At 39.6% G+C, this 24,732-nt stretch carries 20 protein-coding genes; 5 read left to right on the plus strand and 15 right to left on the minus strand.

The genetic code is table 11. From position 1 onward, the window contains the following. Positions 1–11: 11 nt before the first annotated feature. From G322_RS0102055 to miaB, 7 genes are all read right to left on the minus strand, one after another. The gene (locus G322_RS0102055; protein ID WP_022940150.1) at positions 12–743 is read right to left on the minus strand and encodes an ATP-dependent zinc protease family protein; all 732 of its coding nucleotides are present in this window, start codon (positions 741–743) and stop codon (positions 12–14) included. 111 nt (positions 744–854) lie between these two features. Further along, complete coding sequence (locus G322_RS0102060) at positions 855–2,225, minus strand: MATE family efflux transporter (protein ID WP_022940151.1); 1,371 nt, start codon at positions 2,223–2,225, stop codon at positions 855–857. Further along, on the minus strand, positions 2,225–3,772 hold the full coding sequence (lnt, locus tag G322_RS19750) for an apolipoprotein N-acyltransferase (RefSeq protein ID WP_245542278.1): 1,548 nt from the start codon (positions 3,770–3,772) through the stop codon (positions 2,225–2,227). Before lnt ends, G322_RS0102060 begins: the two co-directional genes overlap by 1 nt. Before the next feature lie 4 nt (positions 3,773–3,776). Then, positions 3,777–4,640: a CNNM family magnesium/cobalt transport protein CorC gene (gene corC, locus G322_RS0102070; protein ID WP_022940153.1), complete on the minus strand. Its 864-nt coding sequence runs from the start codon at positions 4,638–4,640 to the stop codon at positions 3,777–3,779. A 9-nt stretch (positions 4,641–4,649) separates the two neighbouring features. Then, positions 4,650–5,123, minus strand: coding sequence for an rRNA maturation RNase YbeY (gene ybeY, locus G322_RS0102075; RefSeq protein WP_022940154.1), 474 nt, complete (start codon positions 5,121–5,123; stop codon positions 4,650–4,652). Next, positions 5,123–6,145, minus strand: coding sequence for a PhoH family protein (locus G322_RS0102080; RefSeq protein WP_022940155.1), 1,023 nt, complete (start codon positions 6,143–6,145; stop codon positions 5,123–5,125). The genes ybeY and G322_RS0102080 overlap by 1 nt, the downstream gene beginning before the upstream one ends. Before the next feature lie 13 nt (positions 6,146–6,158). Continuing rightward, positions 6,159–7,580, minus strand: coding sequence for a tRNA (N6-isopentenyl adenosine(37)-C2)-methylthiotransferase MiaB (gene miaB, locus G322_RS0102085; RefSeq protein WP_028866354.1), 1,422 nt, complete (start codon positions 7,578–7,580; stop codon positions 6,159–6,161). A gap of 130 nt (positions 7,581–7,710) precedes the next feature. On the opposite strand from miaB, the gene G322_RS0102090 reads away from it, so the two are divergent. Continuing rightward, a complete protein-coding gene (locus G322_RS0102090) occupies positions 7,711–8,868 on the plus strand; it encodes an FAD-dependent monooxygenase (protein WP_022940157.1) in 1,158 nt (385 codons plus the stop codon). A gap of 54 nt (positions 8,869–8,922) precedes the next feature. On the opposite strand, the gene G322_RS23205 is transcribed toward G322_RS0102090, so the two are convergent. Next, on the minus strand, positions 8,923–9,093 hold the full coding sequence (locus G322_RS23205) for a hypothetical protein (protein WP_022940158.1): 171 nt from the start codon (positions 9,091–9,093) through the stop codon (positions 8,923–8,925). A 275-nt stretch (positions 9,094–9,368) separates the two neighbouring features. On the opposite strand from G322_RS23205, the gene G322_RS0102100 reads away from it, so the two are divergent. Then, entirely contained in the window at positions 9,369–10,010 is a 642-nt protein-coding gene (locus tag G322_RS0102100) for an alpha/beta family hydrolase (RefSeq protein WP_022940159.1), read from the plus strand. Positions 10,011–10,015: 5 nt separating this feature from the next. Here the strand turns inward: G322_RS0102100 and G322_RS0102105 are convergent, their stop codons facing one another. Continuing rightward, positions 10,016–10,981 carry a LysR family transcriptional regulator gene (locus G322_RS0102105; protein ID WP_022940160.1) on the minus strand — a complete coding sequence of 322 codons (966 nt, stop codon included), beginning with the start codon at positions 10,979–10,981 and terminating at the stop codon, positions 10,016–10,018. Positions 10,982–11,079: 98 nt separating this feature from the next. On the opposite strand from G322_RS0102105, the gene G322_RS0102110 reads away from it, so the two are divergent. Then, positions 11,080–12,285, plus strand: coding sequence for a multidrug effflux MFS transporter (locus G322_RS0102110; protein WP_028866355.1), 1,206 nt, complete (start codon positions 11,080–11,082; stop codon positions 12,283–12,285). 248 nt (positions 12,286–12,533) lie between these two features. On the opposite strand, the gene G322_RS0102115 is transcribed toward G322_RS0102110, so the two are convergent. Together G322_RS0102115 and G322_RS0102120 are read right to left on the minus strand one after the other, a co-directional pair. Beyond that, the gene (locus G322_RS0102115; RefSeq protein WP_022940162.1) at positions 12,534–13,721 is read right to left on the minus strand and encodes an AGE family epimerase/isomerase; all 1,188 of its coding nucleotides are present in this window, start codon (positions 13,719–13,721) and stop codon (positions 12,534–12,536) included. Between the two features lie 2 nt (positions 13,722–13,723). Continuing rightward, positions 13,724–14,713, minus strand: coding sequence for a carbohydrate kinase family protein (locus G322_RS0102120; RefSeq protein WP_022940163.1), 990 nt, complete (start codon positions 14,711–14,713; stop codon positions 13,724–13,726). A gap of 186 nt (positions 14,714–14,899) precedes the next feature. On the opposite strand from G322_RS0102120, the gene G322_RS0102125 reads away from it, so the two are divergent. Together G322_RS0102125 and G322_RS0102130 are read left to right on the plus strand one after the other, a co-directional pair. Further along, entirely contained in the window at positions 14,900–15,742 is an 843-nt protein-coding gene (locus G322_RS0102125) for a class I SAM-dependent methyltransferase (protein ID WP_022940164.1), read from the plus strand. A gap of 266 nt (positions 15,743–16,008) precedes the next feature. Beyond that, a complete protein-coding gene (locus G322_RS0102130) occupies positions 16,009–16,854 on the plus strand; it encodes a metallophosphoesterase family protein (protein WP_022940165.1) in 846 nt (281 codons plus the stop codon). Positions 16,855–17,297: 443 nt separating this feature from the next. Here the strand turns inward: G322_RS0102130 and pntB are convergent, their stop codons facing one another. The 4 genes from pntB to rapA all read right to left on the minus strand — a co-directional run bounded on the left by pntB (position 17,298) and on the right by rapA (position 24,269). Beyond that, positions 17,298–18,689, minus strand: coding sequence for a Re/Si-specific NAD(P)(+) transhydrogenase subunit beta (pntB, locus tag G322_RS0102135; protein WP_022940166.1), 1,392 nt, complete (start codon positions 18,687–18,689; stop codon positions 17,298–17,300). A gap of 2 nt (positions 18,690–18,691) precedes the next feature. Then, entirely contained in the window at positions 18,692–20,233 is a 1,542-nt protein-coding gene (locus tag G322_RS0102140; RefSeq protein WP_022940167.1) for a Re/Si-specific NAD(P)(+) transhydrogenase subunit alpha, read from the minus strand. Between the two features lie 398 nt (positions 20,234–20,631). Beyond that, positions 20,632–21,300: an RluA family pseudouridine synthase gene (locus tag G322_RS0102145; protein ID WP_022940168.1), complete on the minus strand. Its 669-nt coding sequence runs from the start codon at positions 21,298–21,300 to the stop codon at positions 20,632–20,634. 56 nt (positions 21,301–21,356) lie between these two features. Then, positions 21,357–24,269, minus strand: coding sequence for an RNA polymerase-associated protein RapA (gene rapA, locus G322_RS0102150; protein WP_022940169.1), 2,913 nt, complete (start codon positions 24,267–24,269; stop codon positions 21,357–21,359). Positions 24,270–24,732: the final 463 nt, after the last annotated feature.

Here is a 24,732-nt window from a genome sequence, read left to right on the forward strand (position 1 = left end):
TTGTTATTTTATTATTGTTTTTTAGGTGCTTGATGTTTTTCAAAAATGTACTCTTTACTGACATCAACCAACACAACATCTTGCATAAAAGTACGTCCAATTAATACGGGGTATTCCATGTGTAAGCGGCTGGTTAACGTAAATTCTGTTAGATGCGCAACATCACCGATGCGCACGTGTAATTTAACCACTGGGCGCTCTGTTTCAACGCCAGGTTTACTTGATTGAGTGATTTTTGCAATACGCACAATTTTAGCTTCAATCATTTCCGCTTTATTACCTTTAGCATGGGTTAAGTTAAAACGTACCCATTTTTCACCATCACGCTCAAAGCGCTCAATATCAACGGCATTGAGCGATGAAGTTGCCGCACCTGTATCAATGCGCCCTTTGAAGTTTTCTTTTACGGTTGATACATAAACCCACTCAGATTGACCAAGGATAGTTTTATCATCTATATGTGTTACTTTTGGGTTTTTTATCGCTTTAGTTGTTTTTGCCATTTTTTGGCTCTTCTCTAATGCCATACTCAATTTGATGATTTTTTCTTCACTGATTTTTAAGGCCATATTGGCACTGTCTAATTCATTTTTAGTTTGTGTTGTTAAGGTTTTTGATGCCACTAGAGAACTTTCTAAGTTGGTGATCTTAGCGAGCTGCTCTGTGTCATTCGTTGTTGTTACACAGCCCGTCACTGCAATGACAGTAAATGCAGTGAGCAGTGTTTTTTTAGTTAAAAACATGAAGATCCCTTAAAAATAGGTAAAGTAAGAAAATTAAAACAGAATGTTAGCAGTTTGTAATGCAAATAACAGGGAAAATCTCACGAATATGTTTAATCTTTATTTTTTCAATTAACTATTTAGCATGTTTCTCAACCAGTGTTTTTTATGTACACGGTGGATAACTAATACCACTTTTATTAACTCCTCAGAAAGCATCACTATATATGCTTCTACGAGTGTAAAGTGATAATATTTGACGGCGATAAAGGTAAGCGGAATACCGACACACCACATACAAAAAATATCAATAAAGGTGCTGTAATTAACATCACCTCCACTGCGTAATACGCCAATAATACCGATGAAATTAATCACACGAATAAATAATACCAGTGCAAGTACCAGTAAAACCCCAGATGCACTGCTCATCGCTTCTGCGGACAGGCTGGGGAAAAGTGATAAAATCGGCTCTCGGAAAATGATAATAAGGGGGGTGAAAATAAAAGCAATAATGGGTACAAATAGGATGAATGTCCATGCTTGTTGCCATGCTTCATCGAATGCTTTTGCACCCAGTTGATGGCCTATCATAGTGCCACTGGCAATGGCGATACCAATAAATAGGGCAAAAATAGTCTGCTCGATGGTTGAAACCATACTCATTACCGCAAGCTCTTGGATACCTATCATGGCAAATATAAGGGTGTAGACCAACACGCCTAATGCCCAACCGCCATCATGCAGTACCATTGGAAAAGCGAGTTTGATATAACGTTTAATTTCAACTCTGCTTAAGGCTTGTTTGGCTTCGGTCATTTTAGCGATAATAAAAGGGCGTTTTTTAATCACAAACAGCACCATTAATAACATCTGAATGAAACGTGCAAGCAATGTACCCCATGCACTTCCCGCAACCCCCATCTCAGGAAACCCTAAGTGACCAAAAATGAAGATGTAATTGAGTAGCGCGTTAATGGGCAGTACCAACATGCTAATATTCATCGCTGTTTTAGTATCACCTGCTGAGCGCAGTGCGGTTTCTAAAGGTAAAACAATGGCGGTAAAAATAAAACTGTACGCGGTGATAACAAGGTAGTCATTAGCGAGTAAAATTAATGTAGCATCATCACTGGCTAGGCTGGTAATTGTTGTTGGGGCAAGCGTGTATAGTGCAATAAAGGGGATAACACTGACGACACTAAACAGTAGTGAGACCACTAAACTTCTGCGTAATCCTGAAAGGTCATCCGCGCCAAAATATTGTGCCGACAATACGCCACCCGCATGGCTTATGCCTACCATCATCAGTAGGTTAAAGAAAAATATTTTGTTACCTAAGCCCACCGCTGCAATTTCACTTTCACCCAATTGGCTGACCATTAAGATATCAACTAATCCAAGAAAAGAGTAAAGCAGAGATTGCATGGTGATAGGTAGCGCTAACTTCCACAGTTTATTTTGAAATTCTGGTGCTCTAAATGTTGCTATTTTGTTTTTCATTAGTGGTTATTAGCCCTATTTTTATAAAAGAAAAACATCCCTATTAGAATCAACAAACAATACAGGGTAAGTGGCAGAGAGCCAAACCGTTGATAAGGTGTTAAGCCAAATGCAGGCTGCACCTCTTTACGTAAAACACCTTCTGTGTTGTTGGCTAAGCGCCCTAATTCTTTACCTTGATCATTATAAATGGCAGTAATACCCGTATTGGTACTGCGTAAAATCGGCCGTGCAAATTCAATGGCGCGCATACGTGCTATTTCAAGATGTTGATCGGGACCAATTGAGCTACCAAACCAAGCATCATTGCTGAGAGTTAATAACATGCCTGTATTTTCATGGACATTTTTACGCAATAACTCTGGAAAAGCGACTTCATAACAGAGTGCCGGTGCAAATGTGGTTAAGCCTGTTTGTAAATTAGCTTGTATCTCATCACCACGCTGAAAACTTGACATCGGTAGGTTGAAGTAAGGTGCAATAGGGCGAAGTAGATCTTCAAAAGGAACAAATTCGCCAATGGGTAATAACTGATGTTTACGGTAGCGGTTAGCGCTAGTTTGTGAATAACCTGCACCAACGGGTAATTTTCCTAACATAATAATGGTATTACGGTATTCATCCTTTTTAAGGTCATACTCAATAATGCCTGTCATTAACGTTTTTCCTTTCATCTCTAGTTCTTGGGAAAGAGGTTGTAAAAAACGTTGCATATCAATTTCAAGCCCTGCAATAGCGGACTCTGGCCAGATAATCAGTTCATTTTCACGGGTGCTATTATCACCTGCTTCACTGAGATCTAAATATTTAAAGAGAGATGGATAGAGTTGTGATGGCTCCCATTTCTCATTTTGGTCAATATTACCCTGCACCAAGGCGACTTTAATGGCGGATTGTAATTCGGTATATCGTTGCTGTTGAAGAAGGTAACCACTGACTATCAAGCTGGCAATAAGTAGTAAGCTAGTTTTGATACGTTGTTTTTGGATAAGTAGGGTCAATGCACCACAAATAAGTACAATGGCGAGTGTGATACCTTGCACACCCAGTACAGGTGCAAAACCAACAAGTGGAGTATCTGCATGGCTATAACCAAGGTAAGCCCACGGAAAACCAGTTAAAAACCAACCTCTAACCCAATCCATTAATAGCCAAAAAACAGGAAATATGAGTAGGTAACGGCTGCTCTGTGATAAAAAACTAAGGCGATAACTTGCCCAAATTGCAAGCGTGGGGAAAATAGCTAAATAAGCCGCAAATAGGAAAATAAGTAATATATTAACGATGGTTGGCATGCCACCAAACAGATCCATACTCACATAAATCCAATGGATAGTGGCAACAAACATCGCTAAATTAAAGATAAAAGCAACTAAAAATAATTTTTTATTGGTTTTTTGAACCTGCTGTAAGAGTAAAAACAGGCCAATAAAAGAGGGGTACAGTGTCCACCACAAACCAAAAGGCGCAAAAGCAAACACTTGTATAGAGCCCAGCACAAGGGCAACTAAAAGTTGCCCTGAAAGTGTGCTGCTAAATTTTTCCAAAAAATTACTCTTCAATATTTTTTAACTCTTTAGGAATACGTACCTGTAGTTGTATTAAACGGCGGTTATCCGCATTAATTACTTTATATTTATAGTCACTGATAGTCACACTTTCACCACGGCCGGGAAGATGTCCAAGTCGATTGATCATGAGACCAGCAATCGTATCTTGCTCTTCAATATTATACTTTGTGCCAAAGTAGTCGTTAAAATCATCAAGGGTGGTGAGTGCATTCACTGCGTAAGTGCGTTTGCCGATTTTACGGATCTCCGCAACCTCTTCATCATCAAATTCATCTTCAATTTCACCAACAATTACTTCTAAAATATCTTCAATGGTGACAAGTCCTGATACACCACCATATTCATCAACCACAATCGCCATGTGGTAACGTTGGCTACGGAACTCTTTGAGCAGAGTATCTAAGCGTTTACTCTCTGGTACAACCACTGCTTTACGCAGGATATCTTCAATTTTAAATTCACTCGCTTCACTGCTAAAACCATAACGAATAAGATCCTTTGCTAGCAATAAACCCACAATATGGTCTTTATCTTCAGTGATAACGGGAAAACGCGAATGCGCGGAATCAATCAGGATAGGTAAAAACTGTTGTACTGTTTGGTGCAACCCGAGTGTGACCATTTGTGAGCGTGGGATCATGATGTCACGAACACGTAGTTTCGAGACATCTAAGACACCCTTGATCATCTCTTTGGTTTTTTGATCAATAAGTTGGCGTTTTTTTGCGCCATTGATGACATCTAATAATTCGGTTTGGTTTTTTGGCTCAGCTTGAAATAGGTTGCCAATTTTATCGAACAAACCTGGTTTAGTTTGCTCGTTGGTAGAATGTGCTTCTGACATTACTGTTTTTTACTCTTGTTCGTTATAAGGAGCAGAAAAACCGAGTTCAACTAAAAGTCTGGTCTCTAAGTTTTCCATCTCGAGGGCTTGGTTTTCGACAATATGATCGTAACCAAGTAAGTGTAAGCTACCATGAATTAACATATGCGCCCAGTGTGCCGTTAAACTTTTCTGTTGTTCTATTGCTTCTTTTTCAACCACCTGTTTACAGATTACCAGATCACCGAGCAGAGGTAACGTGATTCCGGGTGGATTTTGGAAAGGAAATGAGAGCACATTGGTTGGTTTGTTTTTACCGCGATAATCAAAATTAAGTTGCTGACTCTCATCAATGTCAACAATACGTACGGTAAGCTCCGCTTCATCGTGTTTTTTTTCTGAGCCTGCATCGATTGCAGCAGAGATCCATTTTTCAATGTCGGCTAAATCTGGTAATAAGACTTCATTTTCACAAGCGATTTGCAGATCAACAAACAGTGCCATTATGATTTACCCGATGCAATGTCTTCTTTTCGCTCAAATGCTTCATAGGCTTTGACGATGCGCGCAACGATTGGGTGACGCACCACGTCATCCGCGTTAAAGAAGCTAAAGCTTATCTCTTCTACATCATCGAGTACTTCAATGACATGGCGAAGCCCTGATTTTTGATGCTTAGGTAAATCTATTTGAGTGATGTCACCCGTGATAACTGCGGTTGAGTTAAAACCAATACGGGTTAAAAACATCTTCATCTGCTCAACCGTGGTATTTTGAGCTTCATCTAAAATAACAAACGCATCGTTTAAAGTACGCCCACGCATATAAGCAAGTGGGGCGATTTCAATGATATTTTTTTCAATCAGTTTCTCAACCTTTTCAAAACCTAACATCTCAAATAGCGCGTCATATAAAGGACGCAAGTATGGATCTACCTTTTGGGAAAGATCGCCCGGCAAGAAACCCAATTTTTCACCCGCTTCAACCGCTGGGCGGGTTAATAAAATACGGCGGACTTCTTGGCGTTCTAACGCTTCAACTGCACAAGCGACCGCTAAGTAAGTTTTACCCGTTCCCGCAGGACCCACACCAAAACTGATATCGTTACTGAGAATATTACTCACATACTGGCTTTGATTCTCACCGCGCGGTTTTATTACCCCACGTTTGGTTTTAATGGTCAGGCTTTGCGATCTTATTTTTGCTGTCGCTGAGTGAACCTCAAGCAGGCGATGATGAGAGATTAAATCTTGTAAAGCAAGGTGTACATCTTCATCGGTCAGCGTTGGAATTTTGCCTTTCACCGTTTGTGTTTCGATATAAAGATCTTTAATGAGGTCGTTACAGGCTACTGCATAACGGTGTTCACCAATAATTTGAAAGTGGCTATCTTTATAAACGATCTCAAGCCCTAAACGGCGTTCAATTTGTTTGATATTATCATCAAAGGGACCACATAAAACCGCTAAACGGTCACTGTCCTGTGGCACTAAATCAAGATGTACAGTGGTTAATTGTTTAGTCACGTCGTTAAACCTTTTATTGAGGGTTATAGGTGTGTACACCTAAGTTTTCCGCTTGTTTGTTTACAATGTCGCTAGGGCGAATTGATTCTCGCAGGTTCATATCTGCTTCTGCGCGGATAAACTTACCACGAATTGAGTTTTTGTGTACTTCGGTGATCTCAACATCTACAAAACCACCAATTGAGCGGTGATCGCCCTCAAAGTTTACAATGCGGTTATTTTCAGTGCGACCACACAGTTCCATAATATTTTTACGTGAAGGGCCTTCTACTAAAATACGTTGTACAGAGCCCACCATACGGCGTCCAATCTGTTGTGCGTTCTGTGTGATTCTATCTTGTAAGATAGCTAAACGCTGTTTTTTTGTTTCTAGGGTTACATCATCTGGCATATCGGCGGCGGGTGTGCCGGGGCGCTGGCTGTACACAAAACTATAACTGGTATCAAAACCTATCTCGTTAATAAGATCCATTGTTTGCTGAAAGTCATCATCTGTTTCATTGGGGAACCCGACAATAAAATCAGAGCTTATGGTTAACGCTGGGCGCACCAATTTTAGCGCGACTATCTTCTCTTTGTATTGTGCAATCGTATGTCCACGTTTCATTGCTGTTAAAATTCGGTCTGATCCCGCTTGTACGGGAAGATGTAAAAAATTCACCAGCTCAGGGGTATCGCGGTATACATCGATAATATCTTCATCAAAATCGATAGGGTTACTGGTGGTGTAGCGCAGACGATCGATACCATCAATGGAAGCAACATAACGTAACAACTCTGCAAAACTACAGGTTTCACCATCAAAGGTTGCGCCGATATAGGAGTTTACATTCTGTCCTAACAAGTTGATTTCACGTACCCCTTGCTCTGCAAGCTGGGCAACTTCTAACAGGATATCATCAAGTGGGCGACTCACCTCTTCACCACGGGTATAAGGGACCACACAGAAAGTGCAATATTTAGAGCAACCTTCCATAATGGTCACAAATGCGGTTGCACCATCCGCTTTTGCGTCTGGCAACGCATCAAATTTTTCAATTTCAGGGAAACTAACATCGACGACAGCTCCCTCGTCAGATTTAACGCGTTTAATCATATCTGGTAAACGGTGTAGTGTTTGTGGGCCAAAAACGATATCCACATAAGGTGCGCGTTTACGAATAGCATCTCCCTCTTGAGAAGCAACACAGCCACCGACACCAATAATAAGGTTAGGATTGATTGTTTTAAGTTTTTTCCAGCGCCCGAGCTGATGGAATACTTTTTCTTGTGCTTTCTCTCTAATAGAGCAGGTATTGAGTAAAATTACATCCGCATCTTCTGCGTTATCAACGGTGATATAACCGTTACTTGAATTTAAGAGATCGGCCATTTTTGATGAATCGTACTCATTCATCTGACAACCCCAAGTTTTGACGTGTAATTTTAAACTCATAATCTGTGTGCTCATCTGTAATGCTTTATAAAAAGAGCGCGTATTTTACGCGCTTCAAAGCTAACTTACCACTTTTTGTTTACGTTTGAATTGCGTACAATATTCATCTCGAATAAAAAGGGATAACAGGATGAAAAATAGAGAGATAATTATAGTTGGTGGAGGCATGGTGGGGGCGTTAAGCGCATTACTGCTTGCACAACAAGGTTTTGTTATTCATTTGATTGAAAAAAATCCTGTTATTAAACTCGCTAATGACGCGCCCTTTGATCTTCGTGTCTCCGCTTTTAGCGCGCAAAGTAAAAAGTTACTTGAGCAGGTGGGGGTTTGGCAAGATATTCCAACAGATCGTTTATGTGCTTACCAAGGGTTACAAACATGGGAAGTCGGTAGCAGTAAGCTTACATTTGACAGTGCTGAATTAGGCATGGAAGCATTGGGTTATATTGCTGAAAACAGTTGGATTCAAGCTGTTTTATGGCAAGCGCTTAAGCAATTAGATAACGTTGTTTTTTATGAAAATAGGGCGTTGTTATCTATTAAGAACAATGAAAGTAGCGTCACTGTTATTTTAGATAATCAACAAAGCATTGAAGCAGAGCTATTGATTGGTTGCGATGGAGCCAATTCTGCAACACGAAGCCTATTAAATATTGGTATTAGCGCGTGGGATTATCGCCAACATTGTATGTTGATCAGTATAAAAACAGACTGTAACCAGCAAGATATTACTTGGCAGGAGTTTCGAGAAACAGGACCATGTGCGTTTTTACCGCTTGCTAAAAACAATGCTAGTTTAGTGTGGTACCACAGCCCAGAAAAAATAAAAATGCTTAATTCACTGACTAATAATCAACTTAAAGAAATCTTACTCATTGAATTTCCTAAGTTATCTTTTGATTTTAACGTAATTAACAAAGGTGCATTTCCACTGACTCGTCGTCATGCTCAAACCTATTTCAAAGGGCGAGCTGTTTTATTAGGCGATGCCGCGCATACCATTAATCCTTTGGCAGGACAGGGGGTTAATTTAGGTTTTAAAGATGTGCAGTGTTTAGTGGATCTTCTGATAAACAGCAGTGACTTGCCGATGAATAAGTTATTGAGACGTTATGAATTGTTACGAAAACCACATAATTTATTGATGCAAACTGCGATGGATGTGTTTTATAAAAGCAGTAAAAGTAATGTTACCTTGGTACGTTTGATGCGTAAAGCAGTATTGATTGTCGCTCAAAATAGCGGACAATTAAAAAATAGAGTCATGAAGTATGCGATGGGGTATTAGTGGGTTAGATAAAGGGAAATAGTGGGAGCAAATCCTTTTGCTACTGATTGTTCACTATTTGTAGCTCTCATTAATAAACATCTCCAGATCACTTTTCATTACATTTACAACTTGTGCGGTTGTTACCGCGCCTTGGTTTATCACTGGCTTCAAAGCAAACAGACCGATGGTAATTGTTAGTACCATTGTGACTGTAAAGTATTGTATTAATAAAAAAAGTTTCATGTCGTTTATCTCTCATTTATGTTGATAAAATGAATGATAGGTTAACTTTCCCGATAAAATAACTACCTACCTGGGTAGTTTTATAGTAGGTAACGCTCAAAGAATACTTTTTTTTGCTGATTTATTATGTTTAGCATCTTAATTTATATTTTTTAGTTTTTAAGTTGCTGATTTTTATATTACTTTTTTTGTTGCTAAGCGGGAGATTTAAATCCAAAAAAAATCATATAAATCACCAACTGATCCTTTTTTTCAATCCTTTAAGAGATTTTTAAATGACCTTTATAGTAAATGGCCCCGCGGATGGCCCTCTGTTTTTATTTGCTCATGGTGCGGGGGCGCCTGCGGATTCCTGTTTTATGGAAAGTATCGCACTAGGACTCGCCAAACAGGGCATTTTTGTTATCCGTTTTAATTTCGATTATATGCAAATACGCATGGAAACGGGTAAACGTAGACCGCCTGAGCGCGCGCCAAAATTGATCAAGCAATTTGAAGATATGATTAAAAAAGTGACATTACAAAAAAATAGAGCAATGGTCATTGGTGGTAAATCGATGGGTGGACGCATGGCAAGTTTAGTGGCATCGCAGTTTGAGGAAAATGGACTCATTGAGATTAAAGGGGTTGCGTGTTTAGGTTTTCCTTTTCACCCCGCTGGTAAGCTGGATAAGTTGCGCATTGATCATTTCCCATTAATAAAACAGAAACAGTTAATTATTCAAGGGTCGCGTGACAAGTTAGGATCGTTTGCCGAAGTAGAAAGTTATCATCTACCCAAGGCGATAAACTGGTGTTGGCTTGAAGATGGCGATCATGATCTTAAACCACGTGTAAAAAGTGGTTTAACACATGCACAACATATCAATCAGGCGATTGAATGTTTAAGTCAGTTTATTAAAGCGACACTCTGTTAACTGCTTCACCTCTCATTATTTATGGCGTTAGCAACGCTATTGCAAATCATCTCACGTATCCATTTATGACCCGGTTCATCATTATTACGTTGGTGCCATAGCAAAACATAAGCCATAGGGGCAAAATCAAAAGGCAGGGGAATCTGCTTTAACGGATAGAGTTTTTGTGCGTGAGGGACAAAGCTTGAAGGTAGCGTAAAAATTAAATCACTATAAGCACAAACACTGGCTGCCCCATAAAAATCAGGCAACGTGCTGATAATATTACGTTGTTTGTTTTGACTGGCTAAATAGTAATCTAATGCCCACCATTCATTACCTTCACAGCGTACTTGAACATGGTTTTGGGCAAGGTAGCTATTTAAATTCCAGTGCCCTTGCTCGACCATTTTTAAGATGGGATGAGACGCATGGACGAGGCAGATTTGTTGATCATGAAACAGTGTACTGTAGGCAATGCCCTCTGGTAATTTATCAACTTGTAAACGACGATCATCAGTGAGGTCACGACCTGTAATACCGAAATCTACTTTACCCTGTTGCAAGTCGAGCATTGAGTTTTGACTCCAGCCGAAGACATCTAAACGCACGTTAGGCGCTTGTTGCAATAACGGGCCGATATAATAGGGTAATAAAGTGGCATAGGCACTTTCCACCATGCTAATTGAGAAGTGCCTTTCACTTGTGAGTGGCTCAAAACTAGGGGCTTGGGTGAGCTGATACAAGGTTTGTAATAAATCAGGTAATTGTTTTTTTAATTGCAATGCATGAGCGGTTGGTTTTAAGCCATGAGCGGTACGTGTAAATAGTGGATCTTGCAAACTGTTACGTAGACGAGTCAGACTTTTACTTAATGCCGATTGACTCAGGTGTAGACGACTTGCTGCCCGGGTAACACTTTGCTCTTCTAATAATACCTGCAGAATGACCAATAAATTTAAGTCGATACGGGTGAGGTTATCAATATTCATATAGATATTCCTTATGGGAAATTCACTTGTGATATTATACCATTTCTGTTCATATCATATCTGTTTTAAACTGCGCTACCAAATTTTAAAAAGAGTAAATCATGAAACGTCTATTACCCATTTTAATGTTAATGGTGGTGCTAAGCCCACTTGCCATTGATATATATCTCCCATCGATGCCTGAGATGGCAGCTGAATTTAATGTCTCCACTACACAGATTCAATCTACACTCATCCTGTTTATGTTGGCGATGGGCATAGGGCAAATTTTAATTGGTCCTTTAGCAGATCGATTTGGCCGTAAACCTATCGCTTTATTTGGCATCTGCTTATATATCAGTAGCAGTCTATTTGCAGTCTATGTTACTGAATTTCAATATTTACAGTTAGCGCGTATTTTGCAGGGCATTGCCGCTTGTGCCACCTCTATTGTGGTCTTTAGTGCGGTTCGTGATAGTTTTTCTAATCAAAAAAGTGCTCATTATTACAGTTACTTAAATGGTGTTATTTGCGTTATCCCAGCACTGGCTCCCACTTTAGGTGGACTACTCGCATTGCAGTTCGGTTGGCGTTCAACTTTTCTGTTTATGATGGCTTATGCGATAATTGTATTAGTGGTGGTGGCGTTTAAATTACCTGAAACACGCCCTAAAAACACGATCACTAGTGGGGCTTTATATCGTTGGTCTCGTTATCAACCGATGTTAGCAGACAGTCATTTTATGTTTTATGCTACAGCTTGCATGGTTGCGATGGCCGCTATCTTAACTTATGTTTCCTATGCACCAAGTTGGGTGATCACTCATTTAGGGTTATCGGAGATGACCTTTAGTTACTTGTTTGGGGTGAATGCAATCATCAATATTGCAGCCTGTTTCTGTGCGCCTTGGGTAATTAAAAAACTGGGTAATCGTCAAACTGTATTAGTGGCGTTGTGGTTGATGATATTGTCTGCGTTGTTGCAGCTTGTTTTACAACAGATAACAGTAACCAATAGTCTTATCGCTGCTGTCTACTTTATGTCTCCTATGTTGTTATTATGTATTGGTTTTGCGCTGTTATTAGGACCAGCAACGAGCATGGCGCTGAGTCGTTTTGGTGAACGTGCGGGCACAGCAAGCGCTATTTTAGGTTGTATGCAGATGAGTGGCGCCGCAGTATTAACGGGGTTATTACAACAAACGGAATTAACCGCACCCTACGCAAGTGCACTGATGATTGGCGTGGGCGCGATGATCTTACTATTGATTATGTCTTTATCACGATTTAAACATTGGCATCATGAACAGTTGCAGAGCGCTTAATAAGACCTCAGTACACGGTAGGATTGTGTACTGAGGCTTTTTAATTAACTACATGCTTATGCACCTAACCCAGGGAAAAGCAATTAACCACAGAGGCACGAAGTTAAAGAAGAAAAGATCAAAATTTGCAACAATTGTTTTAGTCTTTTCTTCGTGCAGCACGTAGTGCCTCTGTGTTCTCTGTGGTAATGTTTTTAATGTTTTCACCGAAGCCTGAGTTAGCTACATAAGCATGATTAACTATTAGGCTAATCTTTTAACACGCGTAAAATCTCTAAACATGCACCGATAGTATGGTAATCAATTTTAGCGCCGGGACTGGCAATATTTTTATCCAATACTTTTCCTTCTCGACTTAATAAGCGCCACCAAGGTTTGTGTTCCTTTTCACAAAAAGCAGACCAACTGTATTGCCACAACTGTTGGTATATTTGCCAATATTTTTGATTGTTGGTGGCTTTTGCTAATAATGCGGCTGCCGCTAATGCTTCTGCATGCACCCAAAAATATTTTTCATCATCACAAATAGTGCCATCGGGTGCAAACCCATATAACAGTCCACCATGCTCTTTATCCCACGCGTTTTTTATTCCTGCATTAAACAGTTTCTCTGCTTGTGGAATTAACCAATCTACTTGTTGGTGGCGATTGATCATTAATAACAATTTTGTCCACTCAATCAGGTGACCCGGTTGGTAGCCCCAAGGTTTGTATAAATTACGCGGATCATCTTTGTTATAATTCCAATCAATCGACCAATCTTGATGATAGTGTTCCCAAATAAGTCCGTCAGTTTCTTTGGTTTGGCGGAGGCAAATATTTTCAGCAATAGTGAGTGCTCGTTGTAAATACTTTTTATCTTGCGTCGCTTCAAAGGCTGCAATCATTGCTTCACAACTGTGCATATTGGCATTTTGACCGCGATAATCATCAATCACTGACCAATCGGCACTGATTTGATCAACATACAAACCAAACTGAGGTTGCCAGAAACGATTTTCCATCAGTTGAAAGGTGGCTTCTATTCCTTCTGTCGCCCCTTTAATACCCGCTTTAGCACTTGCTGAGTACATGAGTAAAACAAAGGCTAATCCATAACAGTAGTTATCTTGATCGACCGCTTGTTCACCGTCCATTATCCAGTTATAAGCATTACGCGCAGTATCAAAGTGTTTATCACAAACATAGTCGTAACCATGTTGAGCATGCTTTAACAGATCCTCTCTCTCTAATAACTTTCCAACAGAAGCAAACACATAAGTTAGGCGTGTTGAGCTTACTAATTGTTTAATATTCGCCTGTGAATGATCACCACTAGCATCGAGGGTATGAAAATAACCACCATTAATCTTATCAATCGCGTGCGTGGCATAAAAATCCGTTAATTTTTGGATATGCGTGTTAATAAATTCAGGGCTGTTAAATAGCTGAGTCATGGTTATACCTTTTCAATAGTGGCAAGTAGAGGCGCGATATCGTCGCGGGTTGGTAGTGCACTCCATGCTCCTTTTTGTGTGACAGCATAAGCGCCACAACACATCGCTATATTAATCGCATCAATCAGTGGTGTGATTTTTTTACACGCGTTTATTAATTGTGTGGGGTTGTGGATCCCCTGTTCAATAAGAGCAAAGATCCAACCGCCACTAAATGCATCCCCTGCACCTGTGCTATCCACCATCTCAACACTGGGTGTCATAAAAAATTGATGGTGATCTTTTGTATATAAACGTACTGGTTGCTTGCCATCAGTAATAACAATAACCTTTACACCTAAATCAAATAACGTGTTTAAAAAATCAGATTCATTTTGTGTGCCACGTAAAAAATCAACCTCTTCAATGCTCAATTTTGCAAGGTCAGTGTATTGCATTATCTGCATCACACGTGGTTTTACCTGTTGAAGGTCTGCCCATAACATTAAGCGTAAATTAACATCAAAGCTGGTTAATGTTTGCTCTGCTTGTGCCATTTTCATGGTTTGCAGTGTGCAATCATGGATCGCTTGTTCCGTTAATGTATTGGAGCAGATATGAAAAATACCTACATTTTCAAACATTTGTTTTGTGAGTTGTTCGCTAGGGTAGTTGAGATCGGCTGTATTATCACGCTTAAAGGTAAAAGAGCGATCACCTGTTGAGTCTAGATGTACAAAAGCCATTGCTGTCGCGTGATCAGATTGTAAAAGGTACTGAGTATCAACATTGTACTTTTCTAAACAATTTTTTAGGTATTGCCCTGTTGCATCTAAACCCACTTGGCCTATAAACACGCTATCTGCGCCTAACCGTCGTGTGGCAACAGCTACATTTGCGGGAGCACCACCGGGGAATTGTGCATATAGAGGGATCTTTAATTCGCCCACATGTTGAAAACCATGCGGAATCCAATCAATGAGTAACTCACCAAAACAGAGGATTTTTTGCATTTTTTTACCTTAATATGAATCAGTTAATTTAATATATTAGCAATAAATAGTTAAAAGCCCATTTGATTTTTGTAATTAAGCGTAAAAATAGTTTGTGCCAGTTTGCATTGTTGAATAGCTTTTATCGTAATAAAGCGTCAACTGCGTATGATATTTAAAATTGAAGATAAGTAAAATAGGAAAAAAATGAAATTAGATAGAAATGCGATGGGATTAGCTTTTTTACGTGGCGTCGAGTCCTCATTCCATCAAGATGTGCGCTTTTTTGAAGATCGTTACGCACTGAAATTGATTCCGGGTGCTGGGTTTAAACTTGCTGCTGGGTTAACTAAATTTCATTATTTTAGAAAAAAAATTATCAACCGCTATGAAAAATCGATTCCTGGTGTTTACGGTAATATGATCTGCCGTACCCGTTACATTGATGAAAAACTTAATGAAGCGATTCAAAAGGGTGTTAAAAATGTAGTAATTTTAGGGGCGGGCATGGATATGCGTGCTTTTCGCATTGAAGGCATTGATAGCCTTCATATTTATGAGCTTGATAGTGCTGCCATGAGTGACTATAAACAGCAAAATATCAAATCACTTATAGGCGATAATCAACACGTTACTTACGTACCCATTAATTTAAAAACAGAATCACTGCAACAATATTTAACCGATGCGGGTTGTGATAACTCACTGCAGACCCTGTTTATTTGGGAGGGGCAAACTCAATACTTCTCTCAAACTCAAGTCGAAGCGATGTTAAAAACAGTGGCAAATTTTGCCAAAGGCAGTCAGCTTATCTTCTCCTATCTTATCAAAGATGTGATCCCTGAATATTCGCAAGAGGAGATCGAGGAAAATTTAGTAAAATGGCAATTTGGTATTGAACCTAAAAAAGTGAAAGCATTTTTAGCCGAGAATAAACTACAATTAGTTGAAGATGTTAACGCTACTGAATTTGAAAAACGTTATATCGAGCCTAGTGAACGTGCATTGAGTTGTTTGGTGACGGAGCATACCGTACTAGTAGAAGTTTAATGGGGATTTTTAGCTGATAAAATTGAGGGTATCTACATATTACTCAAAAAATTTTTCAGTGTAGCGTGATGTCTCCAAGATTAATCAATGGTAATTAATCTTCGCTTAACCTTAAACGTCAACCCAAAGGAGACCGCTGTCCCAATCTTTTTTTCAGTTAACTATTTTGGTGTATTTTAAATCGCCGTTAAATGTGGCTTAAAAGTTGCTGGGATTAGAAGAAAGGCATAATTCATTGAGCACCTGATAAAAAGTGAGAAAGCAAAATGAATATATTACACATTTCAGATTTACATTTTGGTCCTCGCCATTGGGAGGGGAATAATAAATTACTGTTGGAAAAATTAAACTCCTACAACGCGGATATAGTGATCAATACAGGTGATTCCACAACAGACAGCCTAGAATGCGAGTTTAGAAGTGCGAGCAACTTTCTAAATTCAATCAATTGCACTCGTCGATTTTCTATTATAGGAAACCATGACAAGCGAAATTTACGTTCTCAAGACCTTTTCCACGAGTTTATTGATGATGCAATTATTTACCCATTAGATCCCCAAAAATGTACCAAAAAGAATATTTTTCTCGATCCAAGCATATCCAAGGTGAATAATCATTTTACAGATATTAACTTTATTCACACATTGACCCTAAATGGAGAGACAACACTCATTGTTGGCATCGATACCAATGAGATGTACAGTGATAATGGTTGCATTGATGATGAGATGTTGCGCACGCTCTCTGAACATATAAATCAAGCAACTTATGACAAAATTTTTCTTATGTGCCATCACTCACCGTTAGAAACGGATAATGATCCTCTTTACAATTCCTATCGTTTACAAAGCTTTATCAGCAAACATGAAATAGAACATGTTTTTTGCGGTCATACTCATAAATTGTCTTTGAAAACCTCAACTGATCACTATCAACAACACTCTTTTACCCAATATGTGAGTGGCTCTTTATCTGCTGCAAATCACAGTGAAGATACAAATATGTTCCTATTCTATGAAAACTGGGCTGAAGAAGGGATGAAAATTCACTTAGTGAGGATTTTTGTAGAGGGCGAACAACTAATATTTAAAGAAGAGCTCATCACTTTTTGAAAATCCGAGTCGTTTTTCTGGTCGATTGGGAACTACTACATCTTGCCTTTTGCTACCCTACGACTGATCTGTGAATAGTGAAGCCCTATCTGATTTAAAGTATATCGACCTGATGTATAAGTAGGATCTGCGCAGGGGAAACGGGTGGCAGATTCAACATTGAAGTACATTTAACAACCAACCCTGCGATATTTTCTTGATTAAAAGAGTCTAACCTCTATTTCTATGAATGAAACACATGCAGGACTAAAGTCCCACTTCCAAAGCAACTAATTACCCTCGGAAGTGGGACTTTAGTCCTGCCTTTTGATGTTTGAATTAATAAGTGGCTAGAAAGTGAACTCATTCTGTTTGTTTTAGACCCGTTTTCCCTGAGGATCTGCGTATTGTAGAAATAAAAAAGCGAGGCAATAGCCTCGCTTTTTCTTTATGATTCAATAATACTAAATGTTAGCAAGTATCTGCGTAACAGAATCTTTGGCATCACCCAATAACATTTCAGTGTTATCTTTAAAGAACAGTGGGTTTTGTACACCTGCGTAACCGACACCCATTGAACGTTTGAAAACAATGACTTTACTTGCTTCCCAGACGCTTAATACGGGCATGCCGGAGATAGGCGTACCCGGCTCATTAGCTGCGGGATTAACCGTGTCGTTTGCGCCGATAACTAATACAACGTCAGTATCACTTAGGTCATCATTGACCTCATCCATCTCTAATACGATGTCATAAGGTACTTTTGCTTCTGCCAATAATACGTTCATGTGACCTGGTAGTCGACCTGCAACAGGGTGGATACCAAAGCGTACATTTTTACCTTTAGCGCGTAGACGTTTAGTCAATTCAGCAACAGGGTACTGCGCTTGTGCTACCGCCATCCCGTAACCCGGTACAATAACAATGTTTTTTGCGGCCGCTAATGCATCAGCAACCTCTTGCGCATTTGTTTCGTAATGTGTGCCGTAATCTTTGTCGCCAGTATCTGCAAATACTTCATTGCCAAAACCACCTAAAATAACGCTGACAAATGAGCGGTTCATCGCTTTACACATAATGTAAGAGAGGATTGCACCACTTGAACCCACTAATGCACCAATAATGATTAACAGATCGTTTGATAACATGAAACCTGTTGCTGCCGCTGCCCAACCAGAATATGAGTTGAGCATGGAGACAACAACGGGCATATCTGCACCACCAATTGAAGCCACTAAATGCCAACCAAATGCTAATGCAATAAGCGCCATCAAGATAAGTGCTGTTAAGCCCCAACCGCCACTAATAAAGCCAATCAGAAGAATGGCTGAGGAAGCGATAGCGATAATATTTATCCAGTTTTTACCGGGTAGAGCAAGTGCTGAACTGTTGATTTTCCCACTTAATTTACCAAAAGCAACCAGAGAACCCGTGAAGGTGACTGCGCCGATAAAGACACCTAAAAACACTTCTACATTATGAATTGTTTTGGCTGCGCCAAATAACAGATCATGGTCAAGGTAAGAGTTGAAACCAATAATTGTTGCAGCTAAACCCACAAAACTGTGTAAAATAGCAATCAATTCTGGCATTGAGGTCATCTCAACTTTAGTCGCTAAACGAATACCGATGCCTGCACCAATGATCATTAATATGGCAACTAAACTATAAGTCCAAGCCCCTGCATTTCCTGCGTTTATCATGGCGCCAATCGTTGCAACAATAGCAAGTGTCATGCCGATAATACCGTAAATATTACCTTTTTGTGCTGTTTCTTGACTGCTTAAACCATTTAAGCTGGCAATAAACAAAATGGCTGCGATGATATAAGCAGCTGTAATTAATCCTTCTGACATGATTATTTATCCTTTTGGAACATTTTCAACATACGGTGTGTCACGGTAAATCCGCCGACAATGTTGATGGTTGCGATAAGAATGGCAAGTAGGGCAAATGCATTTACATACCAATACTCACTGCCGACTTGTAATAGGGCACCAACAATAATGATACTGCTGATGGCGTTGGTGACACTCATGAGTGGCGTATGTAGTGAATGTGCTACATTCCAAACCACACCATAACCGACAATACATGCCAGTATAAAGACCGTAAAGTGTGCTAAGAAATCACTTGGGGCAACATGGGCAACCCAGCCAAATAAACCGGCGGCTACAAGGGCGCTAACTGGTTTTATCCATTTGTTAGGGGCTTTTTTTTCAACAACAATGGCGGCTTTTTCTTCTACTTTAGGTGTAGGTGCTGCGCTGACATTAATTGCTGGAGCAGGCCAAGAGATTTTACCCTCTTTAACCACGGTTGCACCACGAATCACTTCATCTTCAAAGTCGATATCAATTAAACCATCTTTGTTTTTACAAAGTAGCTTCATCAAGTTAACTAAGTTTGTTGAATACAGTTGGCTTGATTGTGTTGGTAGACGACTTGGCAAGTCGGTATAACCGACAATTTTCACGCCATTTTCAGTGGTGAAAACTTGATCTTTTACCGTGAATGCTGCGTTACCGCCAGCAGCCGCCGCTAAATCAACAATCACGCTACCCGATTTCATCGATTTAATCATCTCTTCTGAGATAAGTTTTGGTGCAGGTTTGCCCGGAATAAGTGCAGTGGTGATAATGATATCAACCTCTTTCACTTGTTCTGCCATCATTAACGCTTGTGCCTCTTGATAACCTTTACTCATGGTTTTAGCGTAACCTGTTGTGCTAACTTCTTCCTCTTCGGTGTAATCAACCACCAAAAATTCAGCGCCCATGCTCTCAACTTGCTCTTTTACTTCAGGGCGAGTATCAAATGCACGTACGATAGCACCAAGACTACCTGCTGTGCCTAAGGCCGCAAGACCTGCAACTCCAGCGCCGATAACCAATACTTTTGCCGGTGGTACTTTACCTGCGGCGGTAATTTGACCGGTAAAGAAACGCCCAAATTGGTTGGCTGCTTCAATCACTGCGCGGTAACCCGCGATGTTTGCCATTGAACTCAGTGCATCAAGGGCTTGTGCGCGAGAGGTACGTGGCACACTGTCCATTGCAATCACACTGATTTTTTTAGCTTCAAGTTGCTTCAATAATTCAGGATTTTGTGCTGGCCAGATGAAGCTAACTAATGTTGCTCCCTCTTTAATGAGCACTATTTCAGCTTCCGTCGGTGCATTAACTTTAAAAATTATGTCCGATGACCATACATTGGTTGTCTCTGTGCTGATTTCTGCACCTGAGTCGATGAAGGCTTGGTCAGAAAAGCTGGCTGCTGTTCCGGCGTTTGTTTCTACAAGAAAAGTAAAACCTTGTTTAATGAGTAGCTCAACGGTTTTAGGCGTTGCGGCTACGCGGTTCTCATTTTCTTGGATCTCTCTAGGTATACCTATTTGCATAATAAGTCCGTGATCGCTTGTGGTTATATTGAGTTGTAATCGTGTGATTTTACGTATTATTTATAAAGGGAATTAGATCTGGATCAGTTTCACCTTGCATTTATTTTTATGAATGTAAAATCTTAATTTTGTCGTTTTATTACTACATTAAATTAATCGTTAAATATTAGTTAAAAAATGTGATAAAGGCTACTGTTTTTAACATTAAAAAATACTATTTATAGAAAGATAACGTTACTTAATAGAAGAAATTACTCTATCGTGTTAATGATATGTAAATTTAGCTCTATTTTGAAATAAATTCTGATCAAAAAGGAATGTTTTTTCCTATCTTATTGATAGGAAATATTCACGGGCTATATTGATTGAAAAAATATTGCATCGTTTTAACGCTGGATTTAACCGCCCATAAACGGTGCAGGGCAGTCGAAAGTGATACGTTGTTCAGTACTCGGGTGAGTGAGGGTAATGCTTGCCGCATGCAGTGCTAAACGCTGTGGAGAAAGCTGTTTACCAAACTCACTAGCATAAAAATCATCACCTACGATTGCATGGCCGATTTGTTGCATATGTACACGCAGTTGATGTGTTCTCCCTGTTAACGGTGTTAATTTTACTAGGGTGGTCTGCTTCTCTCTTTTGACTATTTCCCACTGTGTTTGTGAGTTTTTACCTAATTCAAAATCAACAATTTGGCGAGGGCGATTTTCCCAGTCACAACGAATCGGCAGATCTACAAGGCCAGTGTTTTTTTCGATAATGCCTTCGACACGTGCATAATAGGTTTTATCAATCACCTTTTGTTGGAATTGTCGGCCTATATGGCTTTGTGCCGATTTTCGCATCGCTAAAATAATTAAACCTGAAGTTGCTAAATCTAATCGATGTACCACACAAGCATTAGGCCAAATACGTAATAGTCGTAGTGCTAAACTATCTGAGTGTTTTTTCTCACGTCCCGGTACACTTAATAAACCTGCTGGTTTATTCAATACAACGATATCGTCATCTTGGTAAAGAATATCTAAGTAGGGGGCTTGTGGAGGATTGTAAACAAAATGTGGCATAGTTAAGGCCTATCTAGAGGGAGAAAAACTGACAGCTACCCGCTGTCAGTTTATTATTACGATTGGGTAGAAACGATAAATCGAATCGCATCAAGCTTGAGTTGAGTTTGATCTAATATCTGCTCAAAGTTGGCCTGTTGATCACGAATAAACTGGATTTCATCTTCTCGAATATTTGGATTAACCGCTTGTAATGCTTGTAATCTATCACGCTCACCTTGCAATGTTTGTTGCATATCTGTTTTAGCCTCTGAGAGTATATCTACCATGAGACTTTGCGCAGTGGGTAAAGCATCTTTAATTAATTGGTGAATTAAAGATTGTGATGTGCTGGTTATTTGACGACTAATATGTCGATTAATAGGCGTTAATTGACGGTCAAAACTGTCAAAAGTCACGCTTTGACCGAGATCTTTACCATTTTTGTCCAATAATAGACGAATAGGCGTTGTTGGTAAAAAACGACTGAGTTGGGCGTTGTCGGTATTCATCGCTTCAACCACATAGATAAGCTCTAGAAATGTTGAGGCGGGTGGCAGTGAGCTATTTTTAAGAATAGCCACAGAGGTAGTACCCGTATCGCTACTTAATATCATCTCCATACCCCCTAAAATCATTGGATGTTCCCAACTCAAGTAGTGAACATCATCTCGACTTAATGCGGTTTGACGATTAAAAGTAACGGTTGCTCCTTCTTCAGGTAAACCTGGGAAATCTGCTGTTAACATATGAGATGTTGGCTTGAGTACTAAACAGTGCTCACTTTGATCTTCTTGCTGCACACCGACTACATCAAAGAGTTGCAGTGCAAATGTGGTGAAGTCAGGCAGTTGGTCCGCTTCGGTAATGTCATCTAATAGATCACTTGGGTGTAATATGCCACTGGAGTTGATCTCAAGCAGACGATCTCGACCTTGCTCAAGTTGTATTTTTAATTTTTCGTTTTCAGTGCGTGTTGTCTGAATCAGCTTGGTAAATTCATCATTGCTGTTTTCACCCGTTGCTAACAGATTAATTAATTGCTCTTTTACTATCTCATAAACAGTATGACCCGTCGGGGTTGTTTGTGTAAAAGCGGATAATCCATTTTCATACCACTGTTGCAGATGCTCTTGTGCGGTATCTTTTAGATAAGGGGTGTAAATTTGAATATCACAGCGCTGTCCGATGCGATCAAGGCGACCGATACGTTGCTCTAGCAAATCTGGATTAATAGGCAGATCAAAAAGAACAAGGTGATGTGCGAATTGGAAATTACGACCTTCTGATCCTATTTCAGAGCAGATCATTACCTGTGCACCCTCTTCAACTTGTGCAAAGTAGGCTGCTGCTTTATCACGTTCAATCAGTGACAAACCTTCGTGAAAAACGGCTGCTTTAATTGCTTCACGACTGCGCAACGCTTCTTCAAGTGCTAACGCTGTTTCTGCTTGTGCTGCGATAATTAATATTTTTTCATCTTTAAACTGCAGTACAAGGTCAATTAACCAACTAATACGCGGATCAAAAGCGCACCATGAGTTAGTTGTTCCACCTTCAAAGGTTTGATACATCTGTTCTGGATAGAGTGCGCTAAATGCTTGCTCTTCAAGGGTGCCAGAAGGAAGCATTTTTGATACTTTCATTGCGGTTTTATATTGTGCTGGTAACTCTAATGCAATTGATTTTAAAATGCGTTTAGGAAAACCTTTTATAGCTGAGCGAGTATTACGGAATAATAGACGACCTGTGCCATGTCGGTCTAATAGATTAGTGATCAGTTCGCGCTCAGCTTGTTTGCGCTCTTCATTTTCAGGAGGCAGATCATCAATTACCCTTAATAGGGGTTGTACATCTTGCTCACTAAGCAGATCGGTAATGCTATTTTGTGCTTCATCATCGAGAGGTTGGTTATCGAGCAGTTGATTTACTGCATCAGCAACAGGTTTATAACCCGCTTCTTCGTCTATAAATTTTTGGTAATCATAAAAACGGCTTGGATCTAATAGACGTAAACGCGCAAAATGGCTTTCACGGCCAAGTTGATCGGGCGTTGCAGTTAACAGTAAAACCCCGGGTGTTTGTTTTGCTAACGCTTCAATCACTTGATATTCACGACTTGGTTTCTCTTTGTCCCAGATAAGGTGATGTGCTTCATCAACAATGAGCAGATCCCATTCTGCTTCCAATGCATGTTCAAAGTGTATTTTTTTACGTAATAAATTGATGCTACATAAAACTAACTGTTCAGTTTCAAATGGATTCACTTCATCTAAGTAGGCTTCACTACAACGGCTATCATCAAAAATACTAAAATATAAATTAAAACGACGCATCATCTCTACTAGCCACTGATGCTGTAAATTTTCAGGCAATACAATTAAAACACGTTTTGCGCGACCAGTAATAAGTTGTTGATGGATGATCAATCCTGCTTCAATGGTTTTACCAAGACCGACTTCATCGGCTAATAAAATACGTGGGGCGTGACGTTTACCAACCTCTTCTGCGATATAAAACTGATGTGGAATAAGATCAACACGAGGTCCTAATAAACCGCGTAGATTAGACTTTTGCTGAGTATGTTGATTAATTAACGCTTTATAACGAAGTACAAAGCGATCAAATTTGTCTATTTGCCCAGCAAACAATTTATCTTGTGGTTTATTGAACTTAATAAAATTATTTAAAAAAGTCTCTTTTAACGTTGTTGATTCACCCGTTGCTAATAAAGTACCTATATAGGTTATAAGTTCCCCATCTTCTTCAACGTCAGTCACTAATATTTTAGATTCATCATGACTGACAATCTCGTCACCAATATTAAAACGTACACGCGTAATAGGCGCTTCGGCAATCGCGTAAAGGCGTTGTTCGCCAGAAGCTGCAAACAGCAGTGTCAACATGCGTCCTTCAATAGCGACGATAGTGCCTAATCCTAGTTCGGATTCTGCATCACTAATCCAACGTTGACCCAAAGAAAATGTCATAAAGTACCACTCAAAATAAAACGGGAAGAATAAAGGCGCGTAGTTTACCTAAATCACACCCTAATTTGCTAATCATAAAACTATAAATTTTAGACTTAATAAAACTAGCATATAAAGGAAGAAAAACTGTCATTGTTTGTTTTGTAAGCGAACAGTCGTTAAATACAAATAAAGTGTTGCCAAGGTGATTTAGATCCCTATAATGCGACCCCACAGACAAGGCAACTAACGCAAGTTACTAACCGAGTCCGAACCAACAAACTCAGTGAGTTTGAGCCAACAAAAACTTTTAAAGTAATTTAAAATAACATGTTGACAAGGTTCAAGGTTAGCGTATTATACGCACCTCGCCGAAAGGCGCGCTCTTTAACAATTTAATCAAACAATCTGTGTGAGCATTGATAGACGATTTCAAAAAAGTCCACTCTCCTCGTGAGAAGGGGACAAAAAGAATCAATATCAA

The organism is Psychromonas hadalis ATCC BAA-638 (assembly GCF_000420245.1).
GTDB classification, from domain to species: Bacteria; Pseudomonadota; Gammaproteobacteria; order Enterobacterales; family Psychromonadaceae; genus Psychromonas; species Psychromonas hadalis.

What these genes read in the sequence shown, in the direction of transcription:
- G322_RS0102060 (WP_022940151.1), bottom strand. Translation starts at nt 2,225, where the DNA reads ATGAAAAACAAAATAGCAACATTTAGAGCACCAGAATTTCAAAATAAA.
- rapA (WP_022940169.1), bottom strand. Translation starts at nt 24,269, where the DNA reads ATGACATTTTCTTTGGGTCAACGTTGGATTAGTGATGCAGAATCCGAA.
- ybeY (WP_022940154.1), bottom strand. Translation starts at nt 5,123, where the DNA reads ATGGCACTGTTTGTTGATCTGCAAATCGCTTGTGAAAATGAAGTCTTA.
- G322_RS0102145 (WP_022940168.1), bottom strand. Translation starts at nt 21,300, where the DNA reads ATGCCACATTTTGTTTACAATCCTCCACAAGCCCCCTACTTAGATATT.
- G322_RS0102140 (WP_022940167.1), bottom strand. Translation starts at nt 20,233, where the DNA reads ATGCAAATAGGTATACCTAGAGAGATCCAAGAAAATGAGAACCGCGTA.
- G322_RS0102115 (WP_022940162.1), bottom strand. Translation starts at nt 13,721, where the DNA reads ATGACTCAGCTATTTAACAGCCCTGAATTTATTAACACGCATATCCAA.
- pntB (WP_022940166.1), bottom strand. Translation starts at nt 18,689, where the DNA reads ATGTCAGAAGGATTAATTACAGCTGCTTATATCATCGCAGCCATTTTG.
- G322_RS0102090 (WP_022940157.1), top strand. Translation starts at nt 7,711, where the DNA reads ATGAAAAATAGAGAGATAATTATAGTTGGTGGAGGCATGGTGGGGGCG.
- corC (WP_022940153.1), bottom strand. Translation starts at nt 4,640, where the DNA reads ATGTCAGAAGCACATTCTACCAACGAGCAAACTAAACCAGGTTTGTTC.
- G322_RS23205 (WP_022940158.1), bottom strand. Translation starts at nt 9,093, where the DNA reads ATGAAACTTTTTTTATTAATACAATACTTTACAGTCACAATGGTACTA.
- G322_RS0102120 (WP_022940163.1), bottom strand. Translation starts at nt 14,713, where the DNA reads ATGCAAAAAATCCTCTGTTTTGGTGAGTTACTCATTGATTGGATTCCG.
- G322_RS0102125 (WP_022940164.1), top strand. Translation starts at nt 14,900, where the DNA reads ATGAAATTAGATAGAAATGCGATGGGATTAGCTTTTTTACGTGGCGTC.
- miaB (WP_028866354.1), bottom strand. Translation starts at nt 7,580, where the DNA reads ATGAGTTTAAAATTACACGTCAAAACTTGGGGTTGTCAGATGAATGAG.
- G322_RS0102100 (WP_022940159.1), top strand. Translation starts at nt 9,369, where the DNA reads ATGACCTTTATAGTAAATGGCCCCGCGGATGGCCCTCTGTTTTTATTT.
- G322_RS0102105 (WP_022940160.1), bottom strand. Translation starts at nt 10,981, where the DNA reads ATGAATATTGATAACCTCACCCGTATCGACTTAAATTTATTGGTCATT.
- G322_RS0102055 (WP_022940150.1), bottom strand. Translation starts at nt 743, where the DNA reads ATGTTTTTAACTAAAAAAACACTGCTCACTGCATTTACTGTCATTGCA.
- G322_RS0102130 (WP_022940165.1), top strand. Translation starts at nt 16,009, where the DNA reads ATGAATATATTACACATTTCAGATTTACATTTTGGTCCTCGCCATTGG.